General features: G+C 58.2%; 20 protein-coding genes. 12 read left to right on the top strand and 8 right to left on the bottom strand.

Going from position 1 to position 18878, the window contains the following annotated elements:
• Positions 1-51 precede the first annotated feature (51 nt).
• The 4 genes from Z945_RS0109580 to Z945_RS0109560 all read left to right on the top strand — a co-directional run bounded on the left by Z945_RS0109580 (position 52) and on the right by Z945_RS0109560 (position 2802).
• On the top strand, positions 52-861 hold the full coding sequence (locus Z945_RS0109580) for a response regulator (protein WP_025051887.1): 810 nt from the start codon (positions 52-54) through the stop codon (positions 859-861).
• A 120-nt stretch (positions 862-981) separates the two neighbouring features.
• Positions 982-1296: an ElaB/YgaM/YqjD family protein gene (locus tag Z945_RS0109575; RefSeq protein ID WP_025051886.1), complete on the top strand. Its 315-nt coding sequence runs from the start codon at positions 982-984 to the stop codon at positions 1294-1296.
• The gene (locus Z945_RS20070) at positions 1297-1668 is read left to right on the top strand and encodes a phage holin family protein (protein ID WP_025051885.1); all 372 of its coding nucleotides are present in this window, start codon (positions 1297-1299) and stop codon (positions 1666-1668) included.
• A gap of 405 nt (positions 1669-2073) precedes the next feature.
• Positions 2074-2802: a Crp/Fnr family transcriptional regulator gene (locus Z945_RS0109560; RefSeq protein ID WP_025051883.1), complete on the top strand. Its 729-nt coding sequence runs from the start codon at positions 2074-2076 to the stop codon at positions 2800-2802.
• Here the strand turns inward: Z945_RS0109560 and Z945_RS0109555 are convergent, their stop codons facing one another.
• Positions 2803-3729: a YihY/virulence factor BrkB family protein gene (locus Z945_RS0109555; RefSeq protein ID WP_025051882.1), complete on the bottom strand. Its 927-nt coding sequence runs from the start codon at positions 3727-3729 to the stop codon at positions 2803-2805. It lies immediately after the preceding gene.
• Position 3730: 1 nt separating this feature from the next.
• Positions 3731-4591 (bottom strand): formate/nitrite transporter family protein, encoded by an 861-nt coding sequence (locus Z945_RS0109550; protein ID WP_025051881.1) that lies wholly within the window; start codon positions 4589-4591, stop codon positions 3731-3733.
• A 125-nt stretch (positions 4592-4716) separates the two neighbouring features.
• Between Z945_RS0109550 and Z945_RS0109545 the strand changes: the two genes are divergently transcribed.
• A complete protein-coding gene (locus Z945_RS0109545; RefSeq protein ID WP_025051880.1) occupies positions 4717-5970 on the top strand; it encodes an aminotransferase class V-fold PLP-dependent enzyme in 1254 nt (417 codons plus the stop codon).
• A gap of 45 nt (positions 5971-6015) precedes the next feature.
• The gene (locus tag Z945_RS0109540; protein WP_025051879.1) at positions 6016-7296 is read left to right on the top strand and encodes an acetylornithine deacetylase/succinyl-diaminopimelate desuccinylase family protein; all 1281 of its coding nucleotides are present in this window, start codon (positions 6016-6018) and stop codon (positions 7294-7296) included.
• On the opposite strand, the gene Z945_RS0109535 is transcribed toward Z945_RS0109540, so the two are convergent.
• A complete protein-coding gene (locus Z945_RS0109535; RefSeq protein WP_025051878.1) occupies positions 7293-8540 on the bottom strand; it encodes an Hsp70 family protein in 1248 nt (415 codons plus the stop codon). The genes Z945_RS0109540 and Z945_RS0109535 overlap by 4 nt on opposite strands.
• 144 nt (positions 8541-8684) lie before the next feature.
• Between Z945_RS0109535 and Z945_RS0109530 the strand changes: the two genes are divergently transcribed.
• Complete coding sequence (locus Z945_RS0109530) at positions 8685-10163, top strand: ABC transporter substrate-binding protein (protein WP_025051877.1); 1479 nt, start codon at positions 8685-8687, stop codon at positions 10161-10163.
• Between the two features lie 63 nt (positions 10164-10226).
• Here the strand turns inward: Z945_RS0109530 and Z945_RS0109525 are convergent, their stop codons facing one another.
• The 3 genes from Z945_RS0109525 to Z945_RS0109515 all read right to left on the bottom strand — a co-directional run bounded on the left by Z945_RS0109525 (position 10227) and on the right by Z945_RS0109515 (position 12095).
• Positions 10227-10442: a DUF2805 domain-containing protein gene (locus Z945_RS0109525; protein ID WP_025051876.1), complete on the bottom strand. Its 216-nt coding sequence runs from the start codon at positions 10440-10442 to the stop codon at positions 10227-10229.
• A gap of 30 nt (positions 10443-10472) precedes the next feature.
• A complete protein-coding gene (locus Z945_RS0109520; RefSeq protein ID WP_025051875.1) occupies positions 10473-11591 on the bottom strand; it encodes an acetoin utilization protein AcuC in 1119 nt (372 codons plus the stop codon).
• Between the two features lie 96 nt (positions 11592-11687).
• Positions 11688-12095, bottom strand: coding sequence for an HdeA/HdeB family chaperone (locus tag Z945_RS0109515; RefSeq protein WP_025051874.1), 408 nt, complete (start codon positions 12093-12095; stop codon positions 11688-11690).
• A 266-nt stretch (positions 12096-12361) separates the two neighbouring features.
• Here Z945_RS0109515 and Z945_RS0109510 point away from each other — a divergent pair, with 266 nt between their 5' ends.
• The 5 genes from Z945_RS0109510 to Z945_RS0109490 are packed head-to-tail and all read left to right on the top strand — an operon-like array spanning position 12362 to position 17504.
• Positions 12362-13309: an ABC transporter permease gene (locus Z945_RS0109510; protein WP_025051873.1), complete on the top strand. Its 948-nt coding sequence runs from the start codon at positions 12362-12364 to the stop codon at positions 13307-13309.
• Positions 13306-14121 carry an ABC transporter permease gene (locus Z945_RS0109505; RefSeq protein WP_025051872.1) on the top strand — a complete coding sequence of 272 codons (816 nt, stop codon included), beginning with the start codon at positions 13306-13308 and terminating at the stop codon, positions 14119-14121. Before Z945_RS0109510 ends, Z945_RS0109505 begins: the two co-directional genes overlap by 4 nt.
• Positions 14118-15716 carry an ABC transporter ATP-binding protein gene (locus Z945_RS0109500; RefSeq protein ID WP_025051871.1) on the top strand — a complete coding sequence of 533 codons (1599 nt, stop codon included), beginning with the start codon at positions 14118-14120 and terminating at the stop codon, positions 15714-15716. The genes Z945_RS0109505 and Z945_RS0109500 overlap by 4 nt, the downstream gene beginning before the upstream one ends.
• Positions 15713-16702 (top strand): P1 family peptidase, encoded by a 990-nt coding sequence (locus Z945_RS0109495; RefSeq protein WP_025051870.1) that lies wholly within the window; start codon positions 15713-15715, stop codon positions 16700-16702. The genes Z945_RS0109500 and Z945_RS0109495 overlap by 4 nt, the downstream gene beginning before the upstream one ends.
• A complete protein-coding gene (locus Z945_RS0109490) occupies positions 16695-17504 on the top strand; it encodes an alpha/beta fold hydrolase (RefSeq protein ID WP_025051869.1) in 810 nt (269 codons plus the stop codon). The genes Z945_RS0109495 and Z945_RS0109490 overlap by 8 nt, the downstream gene beginning before the upstream one ends.
• On the opposite strand, the gene maiA is transcribed toward Z945_RS0109490, so the two are convergent.
• Together maiA and Z945_RS0109480 are read right to left on the bottom strand one after the other, a co-directional pair.
• Complete coding sequence (gene maiA, locus Z945_RS0109485; RefSeq protein WP_025051868.1) at positions 17505-18152, bottom strand: maleylacetoacetate isomerase; 648 nt, start codon at positions 18150-18152, stop codon at positions 17505-17507. It lies immediately after the preceding gene.
• Entirely contained in the window at positions 18149-18859 is a 711-nt protein-coding gene (locus Z945_RS0109480) for a fumarylacetoacetate hydrolase family protein (protein ID WP_025051867.1), read from the bottom strand. The genes maiA and Z945_RS0109480 overlap by 4 nt, the downstream gene beginning before the upstream one ends.
• Positions 18860-18878: the final 19 nt, after the last annotated feature.

Here is an 18878-nt window from a genome sequence, read left to right as displayed (position 1 = left end):
GCCACCCTTCGTTGTTTGGTTCCAAGAAAGTTTAAGAAAAGGACTGCTTAAATGAGCGAAGGTGCAAACCCCCAAAACATCAGTGATCAACTTGGGGCAAACATTCCGTATCTGCGGCGCTTCTCTCGCGCCATGACAGGCAGCCAGCAAAGTGGAGATACTTTTGCAGCCGCAACACTGGAAGCGATCCTCGCTGACCGCTCCGTCCTTGATGGACATGATGTAAAGACCGGACTTTTCAAGGTTCTATACAGCATTTGGGCAAGCGCTGGTGCCCCCGTGGAAGAAGGAGAAAACGGTGCCCATGCCAAAGCGCAGCGCCGTCTTGCGACCCTGACCAACAACAGCCGCGAAGCGTTGTTGCTGCATACGATCGAAGGGTTCTCATTTTCCGAGGTTGGCGAGATCGTTGGCGTGACCCAGTCGGAAGCGGAAGAGCTTATTTCCATCGCCCGGAACGAGATGGCGGACAGCGCGTCGGGTTCGGTGATGATCATCGAGGATGAGGCGATCATCGCGATGGACATCGAATCCATCGTTGCGGACATGGGACACCGGATTACCGGTGTTGCGCGGACACGTGATGAAGCAATCGCCTTAGCGAAAGCAGATCTGCCGGACCTTATCCTTGCGGACATCCAACTGGCGGATAACTCATCCGGCATTGATGCGGTCAACGATATACTGCAAGCGCAAGGCGCACGTCCGGTGATCTTTATCACAGCCTTCCCGGAACGGCTTTTGACAGGGGACAAGCCAGAACCGGCATTCCTGATTTCCAAACCTTACTCTGTGGATCAGGTCATTTCGTCAGTGTCTCAGGCGATGTTCTTTTCAAGCACTGAAACGCTCAACGCCTGATCACAGGCTGGAAATCAAGAGAAAACCCCGGCCTAGGCTGGGGTCTTTTTGTTTCTCGGAACCAAATGTCGCAGTGCAGCGTTTGGGTGAGAAAGAACTTTGAACAGGAGGGCCCTATTTATGGCCACCACATCGAAATCCGCAAATGGCGCAAGCGCAGAAATCTCTATGCAGGAGGTGTCCGAGCAGATCAAAGCTTTGCAAAACGACTTGGCCGCGCTGACGTCTTCGGTTGCTGACTATGGCACCGCGAAAACGGCAGAAGTGCGCGACGCGGCCAAGGAAACCGCAGCCAATCTTGCGAACCAAGGCCGGGACAAGGCACTTGAAACCCAATTGCACGCCGAAGAATTTGTACGCACACAGCCAGCCACCGCATTGGGCATCGCCGCGGGCCTGGGTTTTCTTGTCGGTATGTTTTCGGCACGTCGCTAAATGATCGCCGGCTTGATCCATCAGGCGCAGCGCAAAGCGTCCCGCACTGCCCGCAAAGCCGCGTTCGGTGCGGGCGGTGCTATCTGTATCGGCATCGGGCTGGGGTTTTTGACCGCCGCAGCTTGGCTATTTTTGATTACAGTGACAACTTCGCTCAACACAGCTTTGATCATCGGTGGTGTATACACGGGCCTTGGCCTGATCCTTGTGGGTATTGCATCTGCCGGTGAAGCACACGAGGCCCCTAAGTCAAAGCCACAACAGGCCTCGAAACCGGCAAGTCACGAACCTGGCGCGATGGTCCCGGAACTGATTGCAGCCTTCACTTCTGGGCTTGCTGCAGGTCAAAAGACGCGTTCCGGATCAAGCTAAGTAGGCTCTCGGAGCTGAAAGGCCGTATCAGGAACGAGACGTCAGACTGCGTCTTACTCTCGCCTGTCGTTCCGTCACTAATGAAAATTGTTTTCACGTCCTTCGACCCGGATTGCAAAGCTTTTGATGCTTCGGGCATTTTGTCGGACGGCACAGAAAGCACAGCAATCAACGGACCGCCCAACACGTTGGCCGTTTCCGCAAGACTTTCAAAGTCGTCTGCGATTGCAATAGCTTGCCCTTGAAAGGTCATTGCGATGGTTTCGCAAATATCAGCTCTTACAAAATGATCTGGTTCGTATACGAGGAACGGCATCAGCGTTATACTCTCCCTTAAAGCTGATACTTACCCCAAGTAATCAAAGCCCCGCATTAAACTGTGACATACCAGAAGGCAGATTTTTCATGACAACCCAATGCGAGAACTGCCCGCTTCACCGCAAAGATCTGTTCAAGACGATGTCACGGGAAGAGCTGGAGTATATGCAGAAATTCAAGGTCGGTGAGTTGACAGTCGATCCCGGTACTCCGCTGCTGATGGAAGGGTCCAATGCAGCGCAGATGTTTACAGCCCTGTCCGGCATGGGCATTCGGGAAAAGATGCTCGAGAACGGCGAACGACAAGTCCTCAGCTTTGTCTTTCCCGGTGATTTCATCGGCCTTCAGGCCGGTGTGTTGGGGGAAATGGGTCACTCCGTCGAAGCCCGCACCCATATGCGCCTTTGTGTCTTTGATCGCTCTGAGTTCTGGAGCTTTTTGCGCGCGCACCCCTCCCGCGCCTTTGACATTACATGGCTGTCCGCTGTCGAAGAGCACTTTCTGGGCGAGTCCCTTGCAACTTTGGGTCAGCGTACCGCCATTCAAGCGGTTTCATGGGCCTTGGTGCGCGTCTTCCTGCGCGGCCATGCGCTGGGATTGGTGACGCATAATCAGTTATCGTTCCCCTTCACGCAGCGGGATCTCGCCGATGCTTTGGGCCTGTCACTTGTGCATACGAACAAGACTCTGGCAAAATTGAAGGATCATCAGCTTGCTGCCTGGCAAGATGGCATCCTTCAGATCAACAATCTGGATAAATTGGCCGAGCTTGGTATTACGTCAACTGACATGCCGCAACAGCGACCACTGATGTAATCAGACATCCACATCGACGATTGTATCCGCCACGTAGGCACCGCGCTGACCTACGGGTCTATCCGGGCCAATTGTGCTGTCGATATGGGTTCGCAATTCGATTTGCGCGTTCAAAGATGCGCCGAACAGAACGACAAAGCTGCTCATCCAGAGCCAGATCAGCATCGCCACCACTGCACCGATCGAACCATAGACCTGATTGTAGTTGCCGAAATTGGCGACATAGAAGGCAAAGCCATAAGAGAGAATGACCCAAAAGAGCACCGCAACCACCGCGCCCGGGGATAGCCAGTTGAACCTCGCGGCCTTCCGGTTGGGACCGAATCGGTACAACAGCCCGATCCCGGCAAACAAAACAAACAGTGCCACGATCCAGCGCAATGCGTCGATCAGGAGCGTGCCGACAACCCCGAGCGGGAAGAACGCCAGAAATACCGGAATTACCACAAGGCTGATTAAGGCAATGATCCCGATGGCAACCAATGCGACCGTTAGGAACAGCGCCCTCAGATAGTGCTTTGCAGTGTTGCGGTTGCGTTCGCTATAGACCGCGTTCAGTCCCGTCACCATCGCACCGACCCCGGCCCGCGCCGACCACAAGGCCAGTCCAAGAGATACGAGGCCAGCCCATCCCAATGTATCGCTGCTGGTCGTCACCAGGCTCACGACTTGGGCATTGATGATGTCGTACACGTCGTCAGGCAACAGCCCTCGCATGTCTTCTATCTGTGCCACCACAAGAACGGGGTCTGACACCAACCCCAAAAGCGCGATTAGCGCTGCCAAGGCCGGAAAGAGCGAAAGCATCGAAAAAAAGGCCACACCCGCAGAAACCAGCGAGAGGTTGCAGTCACCGATGTGGGCGATGCTGCCCATTAGCGCATCCCAATACAGGCGAAAGCCGAATGAGGATGTCTTCGCTGCCACTTTAAAGCTCCGCTGGATCGTGTTCTTCCACTTCGTCGCGCACTTGACCCCAGGCGACAAGCGAGAAAATCAGTGTGCCGCCGAACACATTCCCGGCCAATACCGGCAGAAAAAAGCCGAACAGGGCATTGTCGATGTCCAGTTCACCCTGAACCATCAACACCGCCATTTCGACAGATCCCGCCACAATATGGGTGAAATCCCCTGCCGCGATGAGCCACGTGAAGATGAGGATCAGGAAAAATGCCGCCTGATCGGCCTGTGCCAGCATCCAAACCAGCAGCGCCACGATAATGCCCGCCGGGATCGCGCGGCAGAACCCCTGCCATGCCCCCATGCTGGTTGCATGATGCGACAGTTCGTTAATCGCGGGCAGGATGTCCGGTGAAATCGCAGGAGTGAACACAAACAAACAGGCCGCAAAAAACGCCCCTATGACGTTCGAGATCAGGACGATGCCCCATAGGCGCAGGATGCAACCGAACATGTTCAAAGTCCGCTCCCGCATCAAAGGGAGAACTGTCGTGATCGTATTTTCGGTAAAAAGCTGCATTCGGCCCATGATCACGGCCAGAAACCCCAGCGAATAGCCCAGATTCTCGACTAGATAGCGGGAGGGCGTGTCGGGCAGGTAGGTCCGCAAGATCGCTTCGCCCAGTACCGACAGGCTGATCAGCATACCCGCAGCTATACCGGACCACAGCAAGGACCGCTTTGTGCGCGCAAGCTCTTCCTCACCCTCGCGCCGGATCACCTCATATATCAGCTTTGGGGATAATCCCGCTGCATTATCAATAGACTTCTGCTCCTTGGCCTTTTCCTTCGTCTGCTGTCTGGTGAATTTTGTGGGTAAAGGGGCCATGTCTCTCAAACTCTTCTTACGCTTGGAGTGTATCTAGAGCGTCCGGCGTCATTTGACAGGCTGCAATCTTCTCTTGCGGGTCTGCTTCTTTCGGGAATGATGCGGCAAACGCGAAAGGATGCAAAATGATTACTCAATCTACGGACCTGACGAATGCCATACGCGACAGGTTCGCGCATGTCGACACATGCCCATTTCAGGGCCGGCGCATCTTTTTCGAGAATGCCGGCGGGGCGCTAACGCTCAAGTCGGTGGTGGAAACGTCCGGTCTCTACGCGGCAATCCCTGACAATCAGGGGCGTGGCAATGCGGCCTCTGCTGCGCTGGTGGATGTGATCAAACGGGCCAAAGCGAAAATGACTGTGTTCTTCAATGCGCCTGACGGACAATTCTTTGTCGGCGAGTCAGGGACAGAGCTGACTTTTCGTCTGATCCGTACAGCGGTCAGCGGCACGCCGGACGGTGGTGCAGTGATCGGGTCTTCTGTCGAACATCCCGCGTCACGCAGTGCCGCGCAGCATTGGGCCAAGGTCACGGGCAAACCCTATATCAACGTGCAGCATGATAATGCTACCGGACAAGTCACACCGCAGGCCTACGCCGCCGCAATGACGCCCGAGGTGCAGGTCGCCACGATCCTGCACACCTCTCCGGTCACTGGAATCGCCAACGACGTGGCCGGCATTGCGGGGGCAATCCGGTCCGTCGCCCCCAACGCCTTTATCATCGTTGATGGCATCCAGCACGCCAGCCACGGACATATCGACATCGCCAGCTATGATATCGATGGCTATGTCGTGTCGCCCTACAAGGTTTTCTCGCGTCATGGCTACGGAGTGGCCTGGGCTTCTGATCGCTTGACAGCCCTGCCCATCGAAACGCTCAAAGGCGGGCCAGAGGGCAACTGGGAAATGGGCACGCGCGATACGGGCGCCTATGCCACCTTTACCGATGTGGTCGACTATATAGACTGGTTGGGTGGCGAGTTATCAAACGCCAGTAATGCGCGCGCGCGGATCGAAGCAGCAGGTACCGCCATTCATGCCCATGAACATGCACTGACCGAAGCTATGCTGAACGGCGACGGCAACCTGCCCGGTCTTGCCGATCTGCCGGGGGTGACCATTCTGGGTGGTCGCGACAATCCCGACCGTGAAGGGCTGGTCTGTTTTGCGCTGGATCATGTGCCTGCTGCCGACATCGTCGATGCGCTGAACGCCAAAGGGATCCGCACTCACATTCGCAAAGCTGACCATTATTCCGGTAACATTCTTGATCCGCTTGGGCTGCCCGCCGCTGTTCGTGTGTCGCTGTGCCATTATAATACGCTGGACGAGGTGCGCAGCCTGCTTGCGGCGATGAAAGAAATCTCTGGCTAGGGGACAAGGCTTGCCAAATTGTCCGATCCGATAAACGGTAGAGGTATGAAAACAGCTCTCTCTGACGCCATCACCGCCAAGCGCGACGATCTGATCGCCCTGACCCAAGACCTGATCCGCATGCCCACGCTGAACCCGCCGGGTCAGGATTATCTCCTGATATGCGAATATCTGGACAGACGTCTGTCCGCACATGGGTTCGAGACGCAAAGGGTCCGCGCCTACGGCACCCCAGGCGACAGCGACAAATATCCGCGCTGGAACATCGTTGCCCGGCGCGAAGGGGCGCATCAGGGCGAATGTGTGCATTTCAACAGCCATACGGATGTGGTTGAGGTCGGGGCGGGCTGGACCTTTGATCCCTTCGGAGCCGAGGTGTCGGACGGAAAGATTTACGGGCGCGGCACCTGCGATATGAAAGGCGGGCTTGCCGCGTCGATCATCGCGGCGGAGGCGTTCATCGAAACCCATCCGGATTTTGCAGGCGCAATCGAGATTTCCGGCACGGCGGATGAAGAAACCGGCGGTTACGGCGGTGTGGCCTATCTGGCCGAACAGGGGTACTTTAACCCCGCACGCGTCCAGCATGTCATTATCCCCGAGCCGCTGAACAAAGATCGTATCTGTCTCGGCCATCGCGGCGGCTGGTGGGCGGAGATTGAAACAAAGGGCGAGATTGCCCATGGTGCCATGCCATTTCTGGGCGATTGTGCGATCCGCCACATGGGCGCAGTGCTGCAAGAGTTCGAAGACAAACTCTTTCCCGCGATGGCGGCGCGGTACACCGAAATGCCGGTCGTCCCCGAAGGTGCGCGCAACTCAACGATGAACATCAACTCGATCCACGGCGGCGAAAACGAGCCGGAGCCGGGATTCACCGGCTTACAAGCCCATTGCGTACCCGATTCCTGTCGCATCGTAATTGACCGGCGTTTTCTGGTCGAAGAGCCGCTGGATCAGGTGCGCGACGAAGTGACGGGATTGCTGGACGGTCTAAAGGCTACTCGCGCCAACTTTGATTATGAGTTGACCGAGCGGAATTCAGTGCTGCCTTCAATGACGGACAAGGAAGCGCCGGTCGTGCAAACCGTGGCCAAGGCTATTCACGACGTGATGGGCGTAGACCCGCAATATGTGGCCTCACCCGGCAGCTATGACCAAAAGCATATTGACCGGATCGGCACTTTGAAAAACTGCATCGCCTATGGGCCGGGCATCCTCGATCTCGCGCATAAACCCGATGAATATATCGGCATTGACGATATGATCGACAGCGCTTGCGTAATGGGTGCGGCGCTGGAAACGCTGTTGCTGCCCAAGAATTAGACTTCGACCGTCGCCAGCGCCAGACCGTCCACAATTGCCGTCAGGGCCGCGCCGCGATGCACTTCGGCTTGAGGCAAGCGCGATGTCAGCGCGTCCTCAACCACCTGCATCAGGCTTGAACCACCGACAAAGATCAGCTTGTTTACCGCATCCGGACTGACCTGCGCCTGCGCCAGCGTTGCCTCTGCGGCCTCGCCGATGCCACTTGCCAGTTTGGCCAGCTTGGCGGTCATCATCTCGGCTGGCAGCGGCAGCACCGCCTTGCGCTTGATCATGTCCATGCGGATCACCGGTTTTTCCACGCCGGGGGTGTTGGCCATGATCTTACCCGCCTCAACTGCAAAGGCCAGATCATGGCCCAGTTCTTCTTCCAGCACCTTGACCAGACGCGCCATACGGCCCTCGTGCACCGCGTATTTGTGCAGGTCCTTCGCCGCGCGAATGGTGTCAGCGGTATAAAGAAACGGAATTTTCGCCCAAGTCGCCAGATCGTTAAACATGCCATTGGGCGCAATATGGGTGTCATCGCCAAACGCGTGGCGGATCGCACTGCCCATGCCAAGTTGCGGCATCACGCGGGCAATGCTCAGGCGTCGGTCAAAGTCAGTCCCGCCGATCCGCACGCCGTAGCTGGCCAGAATGTCGATCTCGGTCTCGCCCTTTTGACGGAACAGGGTGAAATCCGAGGTGCCGCCCCCGATATCCACGATCAGACCCAGATCACCAGGGGCCAGCACATCGCGGTTGGCGCGTGCGGCGGCTTCGGGTTCGTTCATGAAATGCACCGTATCGAAGCCGGCTCGGTGATAGCATTCGGTCAGATCCACCAGCGCCTGTGCATCCCGGCGCTTATCCACGGAATGAAAGCGCACAGGGCGGCCCGACAGCGCTGTGTCAAAGCTCCGGCCCGTGGCCGCTTCGGCACGCGCCTTGAGCCTTGCCAGAAACCGCGCGACGATGTCGATGAAATCAAGGCGCTCGCCCAGCAGAATCCGGCTCTCGCGCATCAGATTGGTGCCCAGCAGGCTTTTCAGCCCCCGCATGTACCGCCCTTCGTCACCCGACAACAGTGCATCGCTTGCCTGTGCGCCAAGCAGCATTTCCTTGGCATCGTAATCGAAGAATACAGCCGTCGGCATGGTATCGGCATCGCCTTCCAGCGCGATCAGATGCGGCTTTCCATCAACACAAATGCCCGCCGCCGAATTGGACGTGCCAAAATCAATACCCAGAACACCAGACATGCCGCGCCTCCCTGTCAAGCGGCTGTCCCTAAATCCAAATATCACCGAAGGCAAACACCGATAATCGCTGCCGCGTTACGGAAGGCTGGTCACGCTGACCGCTTTTGGCTAACTTTGATAAAAAACACCCAAGGGAGACCACCCATGTTCCACCTTCGCCACCTTCTGCTTGGTGCCAGTACCGCCGCCCTCATGGCCGGTGCCGCCGTTGCCAAGGACGATATCACCGTCGCACTGCAATTGGAGCCGCCACATATGGACCCGACCTCCGCCGCGGCCGGGGCCATCGATTCGGTGCTCTATTCCAATGTTTTCGAAGGGCTGACGCGCTTTATGTCGGACGGATCGGTTGTACCCGGTCTCGCCGAAAGCTGGGAAATTTCAGAAGACGGGCTGACATACACCTTCAAGCTGCGTGAGGGCGTAACCTTCCACGATGGCACTACGATGGACGCCGAAGATGTCAAGTTCAGCCTTGACCGGATCGGGGCCGAGGACAGCGCCAATGCGCAGAAGGCGCTTTACACCGCGATATCGGATGTCACCGTGATTGACCCTATGACGGTCGAGGTGAAGCTGTCAGAGCCCAACGGCAGCATGATTTTCAACCTGGCCTGGGGCGACGCAGTGATTGTGGCCCCCGAAAGCATCGAAAACATCAAGCAAGCGCCCGTTGGCACCGGTGCCTTCAAATTCGGCAGCTGGACACAGGGCGACAAGGTCGAGCTGGTACGCAATGACGCCTATTGGGGCGAAGCGCCCGCGCTGGCATCCGCGACATTCAAGTTCATCTCTGATCCCACCGCCGCTTTTGCCGCAGTGATGGCAGAGGATGTCGATGTGTTCGCGGGGTTCCCTGCTCCTGAGAACCTGCCGCAATTCGAAGCGGACCCCCGGTTTCAGGTGCTCGTCGGTTCGACCGAGGGGGAGACGATCCTGTCAACCAACAACAAGATTGCTCCCTTTGACAACGTGAAGGTGCGCGAGGCACTGGCCCATGCGATTGACCGTCAGGCGATTATTGATGGCGCCATGTTCGGGCTGGGCACGCCGATCGGCACCCACTTCGCGCCACATAACCCCGACTATGTCGATCTGACTGCGCAGTCGAACTACGACACCGAGAAAGCCAAGGCGTTGCTGGCCGAGGCTGGTTTCCCCGACGGGTTCGAGACCACACTCGACCTTCCACCACCTTCCTACGCGCGGCGCGGCGGCGAGATTATCGCGGCACAACTGGCGCAAGTGGGCATCAAGGCCGAGATCCGCAACGTCGAATGGGCGCAGTGGCTTGAAACTGTGTTCAAAGGCAAGAATTTTGGTCTGACCATCGTCAGCCACACAGAGCCGATGGACATCGGCATCTATGCCAACCCTGACTATTATTTTCAGTACGACAATCCTGCCTTTCAGGAGCTGATCGCCACGCTCAACGTGACGGCAGACCCCGCAGAGCGGACAGCCATGCTGAAAGAGGCGCAACAGATCATCGCAGATGATTACGTGAACGGCTACCTGTTCCAACTGGCCGCCCCGACGGTGGCAAAAGCCGGGGTTCAAGGACTGTGGGCAGATGCGCCAACACAGGCGGCTGATTTGACGGGCGTCAGCTGGGCCGAGTGATCCTGATCCCTGTATTTACGAAAGGCCTCCGGACAATCGGGGGCCTTTTTCGCGTCGGCGTGGCTACTTATAGACCTCGCGCCGGTCGCCAAACGCTCTGACCCTCTTGCGCCATGCGCTGTAGCTGGCGGGTTTCAGCGTGTCGCGCATCAGTGCTTTCACCTGCTTCTCTCGAAGCCCGTATTCCAGCTGAATGGTCGCAAAACTGGTATGATCCGATAGCGCCATTTCGATTATCGCACTGATATCTTCGGGGGACAGATCCGCGGTTTGTGTCATGCGTATGAACGTAGCCGCCCCTGCTCTTTTTCAAGGCAAGTCAGGGCGAGCCAGCAATGTCGCCAATGTCTGCTTTATTTCCGGTCGGACCACACCGGGGCGCGGCGCGTCCTTGAGAGTGGTAAACCAATGCTCTGGCGGGTTCTTGCCGCGCCGGTTGCCGTCAAAGCGCAGGGCGCGCAGCACCCCCTCAGCCTCGGACGGCAAGACATCGGGTATGTCCAGCCCGTTCAATATGCCCCACACCTGCGTCCAAAGCCGCCCCACGGACCAAGGGTTATACCCACCACCGCCCAGAACCAGCAATCGCGGTGCCATGCCCATCAGCCCGCGCAGCACGTCAAGTTGTGCGTTGTTGCTGAGTTTCATATGCGACAGCGGGTCTTCTTCCACACCGTCCGCACCACACAGCAAAACAATTGCATCCGGCTTGAACGCTTCCACTTTCGGCAGGATCAGTACGTCGCGCACGAGAGCCATTTCGCTGTCATTGAACCCGCGCGGCACCGCCATGTTGAATGCATTACCGCCTGCGTCGTTCTCTACCGGTCCGCTGCGCGGCCAAAGCCTGTCTTCGTGGACAGAGATCATCAGGCAATCAGGGTCGCCGCCGAAACCGGCCTCGACCCCATCAGGATGATGCGCATCAATATCTACATAGGCGATGCGGCGTACACCATGATGACGCAGGCTCAACATCGCAAGAACGGGGTCATTAAGATAGCAAAACCCGTTGGCGCGATCGGGCATACCGTGGTGGGTGCCACCGGGCGGGTTATAGACCACCCCACCGTCGCGCAGCAGTTCCCCGGCAAAAATAGACCCGCCCGCGGCTGTGGCAGGACGGGTAAAGATTTCCGGGAAAACGGGGTTTGTCACGCTGCCGATGTCATGGCGTTTGCGGTCTGCTTCCGTCGCATCTTGTGTCGCCTGCACGCGCTGCAAGGCCGCAACATAGGCGGGCGTGTGCCAAAAATGCAAAGCGGCCGGTTTGGCGCGGGGTGATGTAATGAACTGCGTGGATGGCAACCACCCCAATGCGCGGGATAGATCCATAACAGTGGACACCCGAGGCACCCGAAGCGGATGCCAGCGCCCATAGCTGGAGGTCCGGAAAATTTCGTGCCCAATGAACAGCGGCAATTCCATGTCCGAAACTTAGCCTGCAGGGCCGTAAAAAACAGAGCCTGCCCAAAGAAAAAGGGTGCCTAACCAGGCACCCTCTGTCTTCAAAACATATTGATATTAACGCGTTCCGTCTTGGCCGGCTGCGGCTTCAAGGATCATCGCATCAGCGCTGCGTGCGCATGTGCGGTTCAGCACGCCTATCTCTTCCTGCATGCGAGTCAGATCATCGTCTGCATTTGCAATCGATGAGGCCGTTGCGGAACCCTGCGAAGCTGCTGAGTTGCTCTCCTCGGCTGCGGTCCCTACCGAAGATTCGGTTGCGGTTGCTGTGCCATCGCTTGGTACTACATCATCGTTCAGTTCTTTTACAGCCAGTACAGCGACGCGGTCACGGTCAGCGCCACCAAGCTGGTTGTACTCTTCACAGGACATGCTGTTCAAATCAACTTCTGTCGCGGCGAATGCGGGCGCAGAGAATGCGGTCAGCAGGCTAGCGGCGGCGAGTGTTTTAAGTGTGTGTGTCATGTTGATCTCCTCTTCGTTTCAAGTTGGGTAATCAACAAAATGCCGTCGGCATTTGTTCCACCGCATACAGCATGCTTTACGATCAAAGGTGATTCTATGGTCCGTAACTAATTGTTTTATATGTCTAATAAATTCTCACATTCTTTCTAATCCAAGCCCCTCCTGGTGCCCTGATACACGGCAAAAGTTGCCATACCCGCCAAAGAATAACCCGCCGTGACGATGGGTACTGGACGCCGCCAAGCGCTGCACCTAACCTCACGCCGATGCTGCGCTATACCCTCAAACGCTTGCTTTCGCTTGTGATCAGCCTCGCGGTTGCGTCCATCGTGATCTTTGTGGTCATCGAGGTGGCACCAGGTGATCCTGCGTCCTTTATGTTGGGAATGAATGCGCAACCTGAAACACTGGCCGCGCTGCGCAGCGAACTTGGCCTCGATGCCTCAAAACCGGAACGGTATCTGACCTGGGTAACCGGCATGCTGAGCGGGGATTTCGGCACATCCTACACCTACCGCACGCCGGTATCGCAGATGATTGGGGACAGGCTTTGGATCTCTTTGCCGCTTGCACTTTATGCGCTGGCGCTCAGCACGCTGGTTGCTTTTCCCGCCGGGATTTATGCGGCGAGCAGACGGGGGCAGGCAGGTGACATCGGCGTTATGGGGGCTACGCAACTGGGTGTCGCCGTGCCGAATTTCTGGTTTGCAATGATGCTGGTGCTGATCTTTGCTATCAATCTGCGCTGGTTCGCCGCTGGTGGTTTTGTCGGCTGGGACCAGGGGTTCTGGGCCGGTCTGCACGCGCTGACCTTGCCTGCCATCGCCCTTGCATTGCCCCAAGCCGCAATCCTTGCCCGTGTCATGCGGTCGTCCCTACTGGATGTCTTGGGCGAAGATTTCATGCGAACCGCCCGCGCCAAAGGTTTAACGGCGCGACAGGCGCTTTGGCGGCACGGGCTGCGCAACGCGCTCATTCCGGTGCTGACCATCATCGGATTACAGTTTTCTTTTCTGCTGGCGGGGTCGATCATCATTGAACAGGTGTTCTATCTGCCGGGTCTCGGGCGGCTGGTGTTTCAATCCATCTCGGCCCGCGATCTGATTGTAGTTGAATCCGTCGTCATGCTGTTGGTCTTTTCGGTCATTGTCGTGAACTTTCTGGTCGATCTGGCCTATGCCGCCGTCGATCCACGGCTTAGGTCGCGGGCATGAGACGCAATCTGATCCTGGGTGCCGCGTTATCGGCCGTGTTTGTGGTAGCCGCCGCTGTCAGCTTTTTCTGGACGCCGTTTGATCACACCGCACTCGATATTCCTAACAAACTGCGCACCCCCTATGCCGCGCATCTTTTGGGGACCGACCATTTTGGCCGCGACATCCTCAGCATGATCATGGTTGGCGCACGCACCTCGATTGCTGTGGCGCTTGTGGCGGTGGGCATCGGGATGGGGCTTGGTGTACCACTGGGGCTTTGGGCCGCCGCGCGGCAGGGCACGCTTGTAGACGAGTTGATCATGCGGGGCAACGATCTGGTCTTTGCCTTTCCCAGCCTTGTCATCGCCATTCTGATCACGGCAATTTTCGGCGCAGGTGCAATCAATGCCATCATTGCCATCGGTATTTTCAACATCCCCGTCTTTGCCCGTATCACCCGTGGTGCCGCGCTGTCGCTTTGGCAGCGTGAATTCATCATGGCGGCCCGTGTGGCGGGCAAGAATGCCACGCGCATTTCGGTTGAACATATCCTTCCGAACGTCACCAATCTGCTGATCGTGCAGGGCACCATCCAGTTTTCTCTGGGCATTCTGGCGGAGGCGGGCCTGAGTTATGTCGGGCTTGGAGCGCAACCACCCACGCCCAGCTGGGGTCGGATGCTGGCCGATGCACAGACCTTGGTCAGCGTCGCGCCGCATCTGGCGCTGATCCCGGGGTTTGCGATCATCCTGACAGTTCTGGGTCTCAACCTGATGGGCGACGGCTTGCGCGACTACCTTGATCCGCGTCTCAGGGTCAGCCGCGCATGACATTGTTGGAAATCAATCAGCTGAGCCTGTCGATCCAGAGCTATCCGGTGCTGCACGATGTATCATTGTCCGTGGCCGAGGGGGAGATCGTCGCGATCACCGGCGAAAGCGGATCGGGCAAATCCATGACCGCCTTTGCGGTGATGCAGCTGTTGCCGAAGGGCGCTCATACCGACGGGTGGATCGCACTGGCGGGGCAAGACATAACCGGGCTGAGCGAAGCAGACCTGTGCCAGATGCGCGGCAATGACATGGGCATGGTGTTTCAGGAGCCGATGACCGCGCTGAACCCGGTCCAGACCATCGGCGCGCAGGTTGCCGAAACCATCCGCATACATGAACCGCAGGTCAGCTTGGCGCAGGCCGAAGACCGCGCAGCGCAAACCCTCGCCCGCGTCGGGTTGCCGCAAGACCGCTTTCCCCTGTCGCGCTTTCCGCATGAACTGAGCGGCGGCCAACGTCAGCGTGTGGTGATCGCCATGGCCATCGCCTTGCGCCCCCGCTTGCTGATCGCGGATGAGCCGACCACCGCATTGGATGTGACCACGCAGGCGCAAATCCTCGATTTATTGAAATCGCTGGTGCAGGAAGATGGTATGGGCCTGCTGATCATCACCCACGATCTGGCTGTTGTGGCTGATATGGCGGACCGTATTGTGGTCATGCGCAAGGGCGAGATTGTGGAGCAAGGGGCTACCGGCGATCTGCTGCGCGACATGCGGCATCCCTATACCCGCATGCTCTTTGCCGCCTCGTCCCACGAGGTGACTTTGCCCGCCGCACCCGCGCCCCTGCCCTTGCTGGAAGTACGCAACATCACGCGGGATTACCGTCTGCCGCGTAAGACGCCGTTTGGCCCGCCCGGTTCATTCAGGGCGGTCGATGATGTGTCCTTTACTCTGCAAAGGGGTGAGCGTCTGGGTCTGGTCGGCGAAAGCGGCTGTGGAAAATCGACCCTGACCCGCGCTATTCTGGGGCTGGAGCAGGTCCAGAATGGCAGCATCACTCTGGATGGGGAGCCTGTATTCACCGGCAACCAACCCAATCTGGTGGTGCGGCGAAAGATGCAGGTGGTGTTTCAGGATCCGTTCGGCAGTTTCAATCCACGGCATCGCGTTGCGCGACTGATCACTGAACCCTTTCATCTATTGCAGGATCCGCCTACCGGCGCCGCCCGCACCCATGCCGTTGCGGAGGCACTGGAGGCTGTCGGTTTGAGCGCCACCGATGGCGATAAGTACATCCACGAGTTTTCAGGCGGCCAACGTCAACGGATCGCCATCGCCCGTGCGCTGATCATTCGCCCCGAATTGATCATCTTTGACGAAGCTGTTTCGGCGCTTGATGTTTCAGTGCGCGCGCAAATCCTTGATCTGTTGGCTGAACTCTGTCGCGATTATGATCTGACCTATTTGTTCATCTCGCATGATCTGTCCGTGGTGCGCAGTGTCACCGACCGTGTGTTGGTCATGAAATCAGGCCAGATTGTCGAGCAGGGACCAACGCGCGAGGTGTTCGAGAACCCGCAGCACATCTATACGCAAACCTTGATTGCAGCCGCGCCCGTGCTGCCAGATATCGGAGTACCCGCATGACCCCCGGACCCAAGAACCTGATCACGGATGTCGCCGGTTTGCGGGTCGGTAATGCGCAGGATGACGCGCTAAAATCCGGTGCGACTGTCCTGCTCGGGGATAAGCCGTTTACGGCATCCGTCCACGTCATGGGTGGTGCCCCTGGCACACGAGAGACAGATTTGCTGGCCCCTGATAAATCTGTTGCGGCGGTCGATGCCTTGGTTTTGTCTGGCGGATCGGCTTACGGCCTCGATGCCTGCTCTGGGGTGGCGGATCGGTTGCGCGTGGCGGGGCGCGGTTTTCGCGTTGGTCCAGCGACGATCCCGCTGGTTCCCGGCGCGATCCTGTTTGATCTGCTGAATGGCGGTGCAAAGGACTGGGCCGAGAACCCCTACAGCGCCCTGGGGCGCGCCGCCTTTGACGCGGTGGGCTATGATTTTGCGCTGGGCAGCGTGGGCGCTGGAACAGGTGCGCTAAGTGCGATGATGAAAGGTGGGCTTGGCTCTGCCTCTCTCGTGTTGCCCGATGGAAGTACAGTTGCCGCGCTGGTTGCGGCCAATCCGGTGGGGGCTGTCACCACACCAAGCGACAGATATTTCTATGCCGCGCCCTTCGAGATGAACGGTGAATTTGGCGGCTTGGGGCCGGACCCGGCGAGCGGCCTCGGCCTGAGCCGCGACAGCCGTAAGACCAAGGCACTGTCCCCCCGCGAGAATACCACGATCGCTATCGTCGCCACCGATGCCGCGCTAACCAAAGCGCAGTGTCAGCGTGTGGCTGTGACCGCCCATGACGGGATCGGGCGTGCGACCGTTCCTGCGCATACACCCTTCGACGGTGATCTGGTTTTTGCCTTGTCTACGGATGCCCGGCCTGCCGGCGATGTAGGGCTGATCGGCCATGCGGCATCGCTGTGTTTGGCCCGCGCCATTGGCCGCGCAATCTTTGAAGCGACGCCCGCCACCGGCGATCTGCTGCCTTGTTGGAGAGACCTGAATGCCTGAATTGCCCCTGGACGACGTCACCCTGCATTACGAGATCGACGGCAGCGGTCCGCCCCTTTTGCTGCTGGCAGGGATGCTGAGCGACTCTGCCGCGTGGTCAATTCTGGTGCCTTTGCTGACCCCGCATTTCACTGTGATCCGGCCAGACAACCGCACCACCGGGCGCACGACCCCATGGGATGCTCCCGCAGACTGCGCGCTGATGGCAACCGATGCCCTGGCGTTGATGGACCATCTGGGATTTGATCGTTTTCATGTGGGGGGTCATTCGCTGGGCGGCCTGCTGTCGCTGGAGATTGCGCATGCCGCGCCAGAGCGTGCCGCCACCGCGACGGTACTGGCTTCGGGTCGCGTGCGCTCGCCGCGCACGGCGGGTGTGTTTGACGCATTGCTGGCGGTGCGGCGTGCGCCTGGTGGCGAAGAAACATGGCTGCGCGCGCTTTATCCCTGGCTGTTCGGGAACGGTTTTTTCGAAAACAGTCAGAATATCGAAGACGCCCTGCAAGCGGCTCTTGCCTACCCTCATGCGCAAAGCGCGGACGGAATGGCACATCAGGTTGAGGCCTTTCGTGCCTTCCGACCTAAAGCGAAAATGGCTGAAATTTCATGCCCTGCACTAGTTCTCTATGCTGGTCAGGATCTAATGATACCGCCGGAATTGGCTCAACCCAGCTTTGCGGCGATCCCCGATCTTACCGAAGCCCATATCTCCCATGCCGGCCATTCAATCGTGTGGGATGCCCCGGAGGAAGTAGCGGAGCATTTGCTGGCATTCCTTAATGCCCACCCGATTGCCGCATAATCAGGTCGCGTCCGGCTGATTGGCCGGTGCGGCCCGCGCCAGCGCAGGAACCGCCATGCAATTGGCATGAATGCGACTGATTGTCGGGCAGCCTGTCATGTCGACCTCGAACCGTGCGTTGTTAATGACCTGCGCATAAAGGCACAGATCGGCCAGACCGACCGTATTGCCGTGGCAGAAGTCACCGGTCTCCGGCTCGGACGCCAACCGCATTTCCAGTGCTTGCATGCCCGCGCTGGCCCAATGGCGAAACCACTTGGCCTTGGCGGTGGCATCGGCATCGAACTCCGTTTCCAGATAACTGAGAATGCGCAGGTTGTTGACCGGATGAATATCCAGCGCAACGATTTGCGCGAGCGATCTGACACGCGCCCGACCCCATGCATCGGCAGGCAACAGCGGCGGCTCCGGGTGTTCTTCATCCAGCCATTCAAGGATCGCAAGTGACTGCGGCAAGGGCCCCTGCGGCGTGACCAATGTGGGCACAAGCCCCGACGGGTTCAGCGCAAGATGGGTGGCACTCGCCTGCTCTCCCTTCAACAGGGCCAGCGGTATGTAATCGAAATCCAGACCTTTGAGGTTCAGCGCCGCGCGGACCCGGACAGATGTCGAAGATCGGAAGTAGTTATGGAGGGCCAGATCGCTCATGGACGCGGACCGATATTCACCTCGAGACCGCCGACGCCTTCGACACCGCCGGTGATCTTGTCGCCCGGCACAGCGGCACCAACACCGGCGGGCGTGCCTGTCATGATCAGGTCACCGGGGGCCAAGGTCATCGCCTGCGACAGGATTGCGATATGTTCGCGCACCGACCAGATCAGATCGGACAAATCCGCATCCTGGCGCATCTCGGCCATTGTCTCGCCCTCCTTGTGAATGGCCAGCCAGATGCGACCCGCCTCAAGGCTTTTGACCTTTTCAATGGGCCGGATCGGGCCGATGGGAGCCGAATTGTCAAAGGCCTTGGCCCAGTCCCAGGGCCGGCCCGCTTCTTTGGCTTCCGCCTGCAGATCACGGCGGGTCATGTCCAGACCTACGGCCGCGCCCCAGATGTGATCCATCACATCCTCTTCGGCAATGTGATCGCCGCCCTTGCCGATCGCGATCACAAGTTCAATTTCGTAATGTAGATCCTCGGTCAGTTTGGGGTATGGCATGGTACAGGGCGTATCCATCACCGCATCTGCCGGTTTGGTGAAAAAGAAAGGGGACTCCCGCGTCGGGTCTTTGCCCATCTCGCGGGCGTGCGCCTCGTAATTGCGACCAACACAAAAGATGCGGCGTACTGGAAAGCGGTCATCGCTGCCCTGCACGGCAACGCTGGCCTGTTTCGGCGCGTCAAAAACATACATATCGGGGTTCCTATTCTGT

Origin of the sequence: Sulfitobacter noctilucae (assembly GCF_000622365.1) — a bacterium.
GTDB lineage: Bacteria > Pseudomonadota > Alphaproteobacteria > Rhodobacterales > Rhodobacteraceae > Sulfitobacter > Sulfitobacter noctilucae.
The sequence above is the reverse complement of the archived record's forward strand: the minus strand, read 5'-3'. Positions and strand labels throughout refer to the sequence as shown.

Bases quoted from the DNA above. Each gene is read 5' to 3' on its own strand.
- Z945_RS0109580 (WP_025051887.1), top strand. From the start codon at position 52: ATGAGCGAAGGTGCAAACCCCCAAAACATCAGTGATCAACTTGGGGCA.
- Z945_RS0109575 (WP_025051886.1), top strand. From the start codon at position 982: ATGGCCACCACATCGAAATCCGCAAATGGCGCAAGCGCAGAAATCTCT.
- Z945_RS20070 (WP_025051885.1), top strand. From the start codon at position 1,297: ATGATCGCCGGCTTGATCCATCAGGCGCAGCGCAAAGCGTCCCGCACT.
- Z945_RS0109560 (WP_025051883.1), top strand. From the start codon at position 2,074: ATGACAACCCAATGCGAGAACTGCCCGCTTCACCGCAAAGATCTGTTC.
- Z945_RS0109550 (WP_025051881.1), bottom strand. From the start codon at position 4,591: ATGGCCCCTTTACCCACAAAATTCACCAGACAGCAGACGAAGGAAAAG.
- Z945_RS0109545 (WP_025051880.1), top strand. From the start codon at position 4,717: ATGATTACTCAATCTACGGACCTGACGAATGCCATACGCGACAGGTTC.
- Z945_RS0109540 (WP_025051879.1), top strand. From the start codon at position 6,016: ATGAAAACAGCTCTCTCTGACGCCATCACCGCCAAGCGCGACGATCTG.
- Z945_RS0109535 (WP_025051878.1), bottom strand. From the start codon at position 8,540: ATGTCTGGTGTTCTGGGTATTGATTTTGGCACGTCCAATTCGGCGGCG.
- Z945_RS0109530 (WP_025051877.1), top strand. From the start codon at position 8,685: ATGTTCCACCTTCGCCACCTTCTGCTTGGTGCCAGTACCGCCGCCCTC.
- Z945_RS0109525 (WP_025051876.1), bottom strand. From the start codon at position 10,442: ATGACACAAACCGCGGATCTGTCCCCCGAAGATATCAGTGCGATAATC.
- Z945_RS0109520 (WP_025051875.1), bottom strand. From the start codon at position 11,591: ATGGAATTGCCGCTGTTCATTGGGCACGAAATTTTCCGGACCTCCAGC.
- Z945_RS0109515 (WP_025051874.1), bottom strand. From the start codon at position 12,095: ATGACACACACACTTAAAACACTCGCCGCCGCTAGCCTGCTGACCGCA.
- Z945_RS0109510 (WP_025051873.1), top strand. From the start codon at position 12,362: ATGCTGCGCTATACCCTCAAACGCTTGCTTTCGCTTGTGATCAGCCTC.
- Z945_RS0109505 (WP_025051872.1), top strand. From the start codon at position 13,306: ATGAGACGCAATCTGATCCTGGGTGCCGCGTTATCGGCCGTGTTTGTG.
- Z945_RS0109500 (WP_025051871.1), top strand. From the start codon at position 14,118: ATGACATTGTTGGAAATCAATCAGCTGAGCCTGTCGATCCAGAGCTAT.
- Z945_RS0109495 (WP_025051870.1), top strand. From the start codon at position 15,713: ATGACCCCCGGACCCAAGAACCTGATCACGGATGTCGCCGGTTTGCGG.
- Z945_RS0109490 (WP_025051869.1), top strand. From the start codon at position 16,695: ATGCCTGAATTGCCCCTGGACGACGTCACCCTGCATTACGAGATCGAC.
- maiA (WP_025051868.1), bottom strand. From the start codon at position 18,152: ATGAGCGATCTGGCCCTCCATAACTACTTCCGATCTTCGACATCTGTC.
- Z945_RS0109480 (WP_025051867.1), bottom strand. From the start codon at position 18,859: ATGTATGTTTTTGACGCGCCGAAACAGGCCAGCGTTGCCGTGCAGGGC.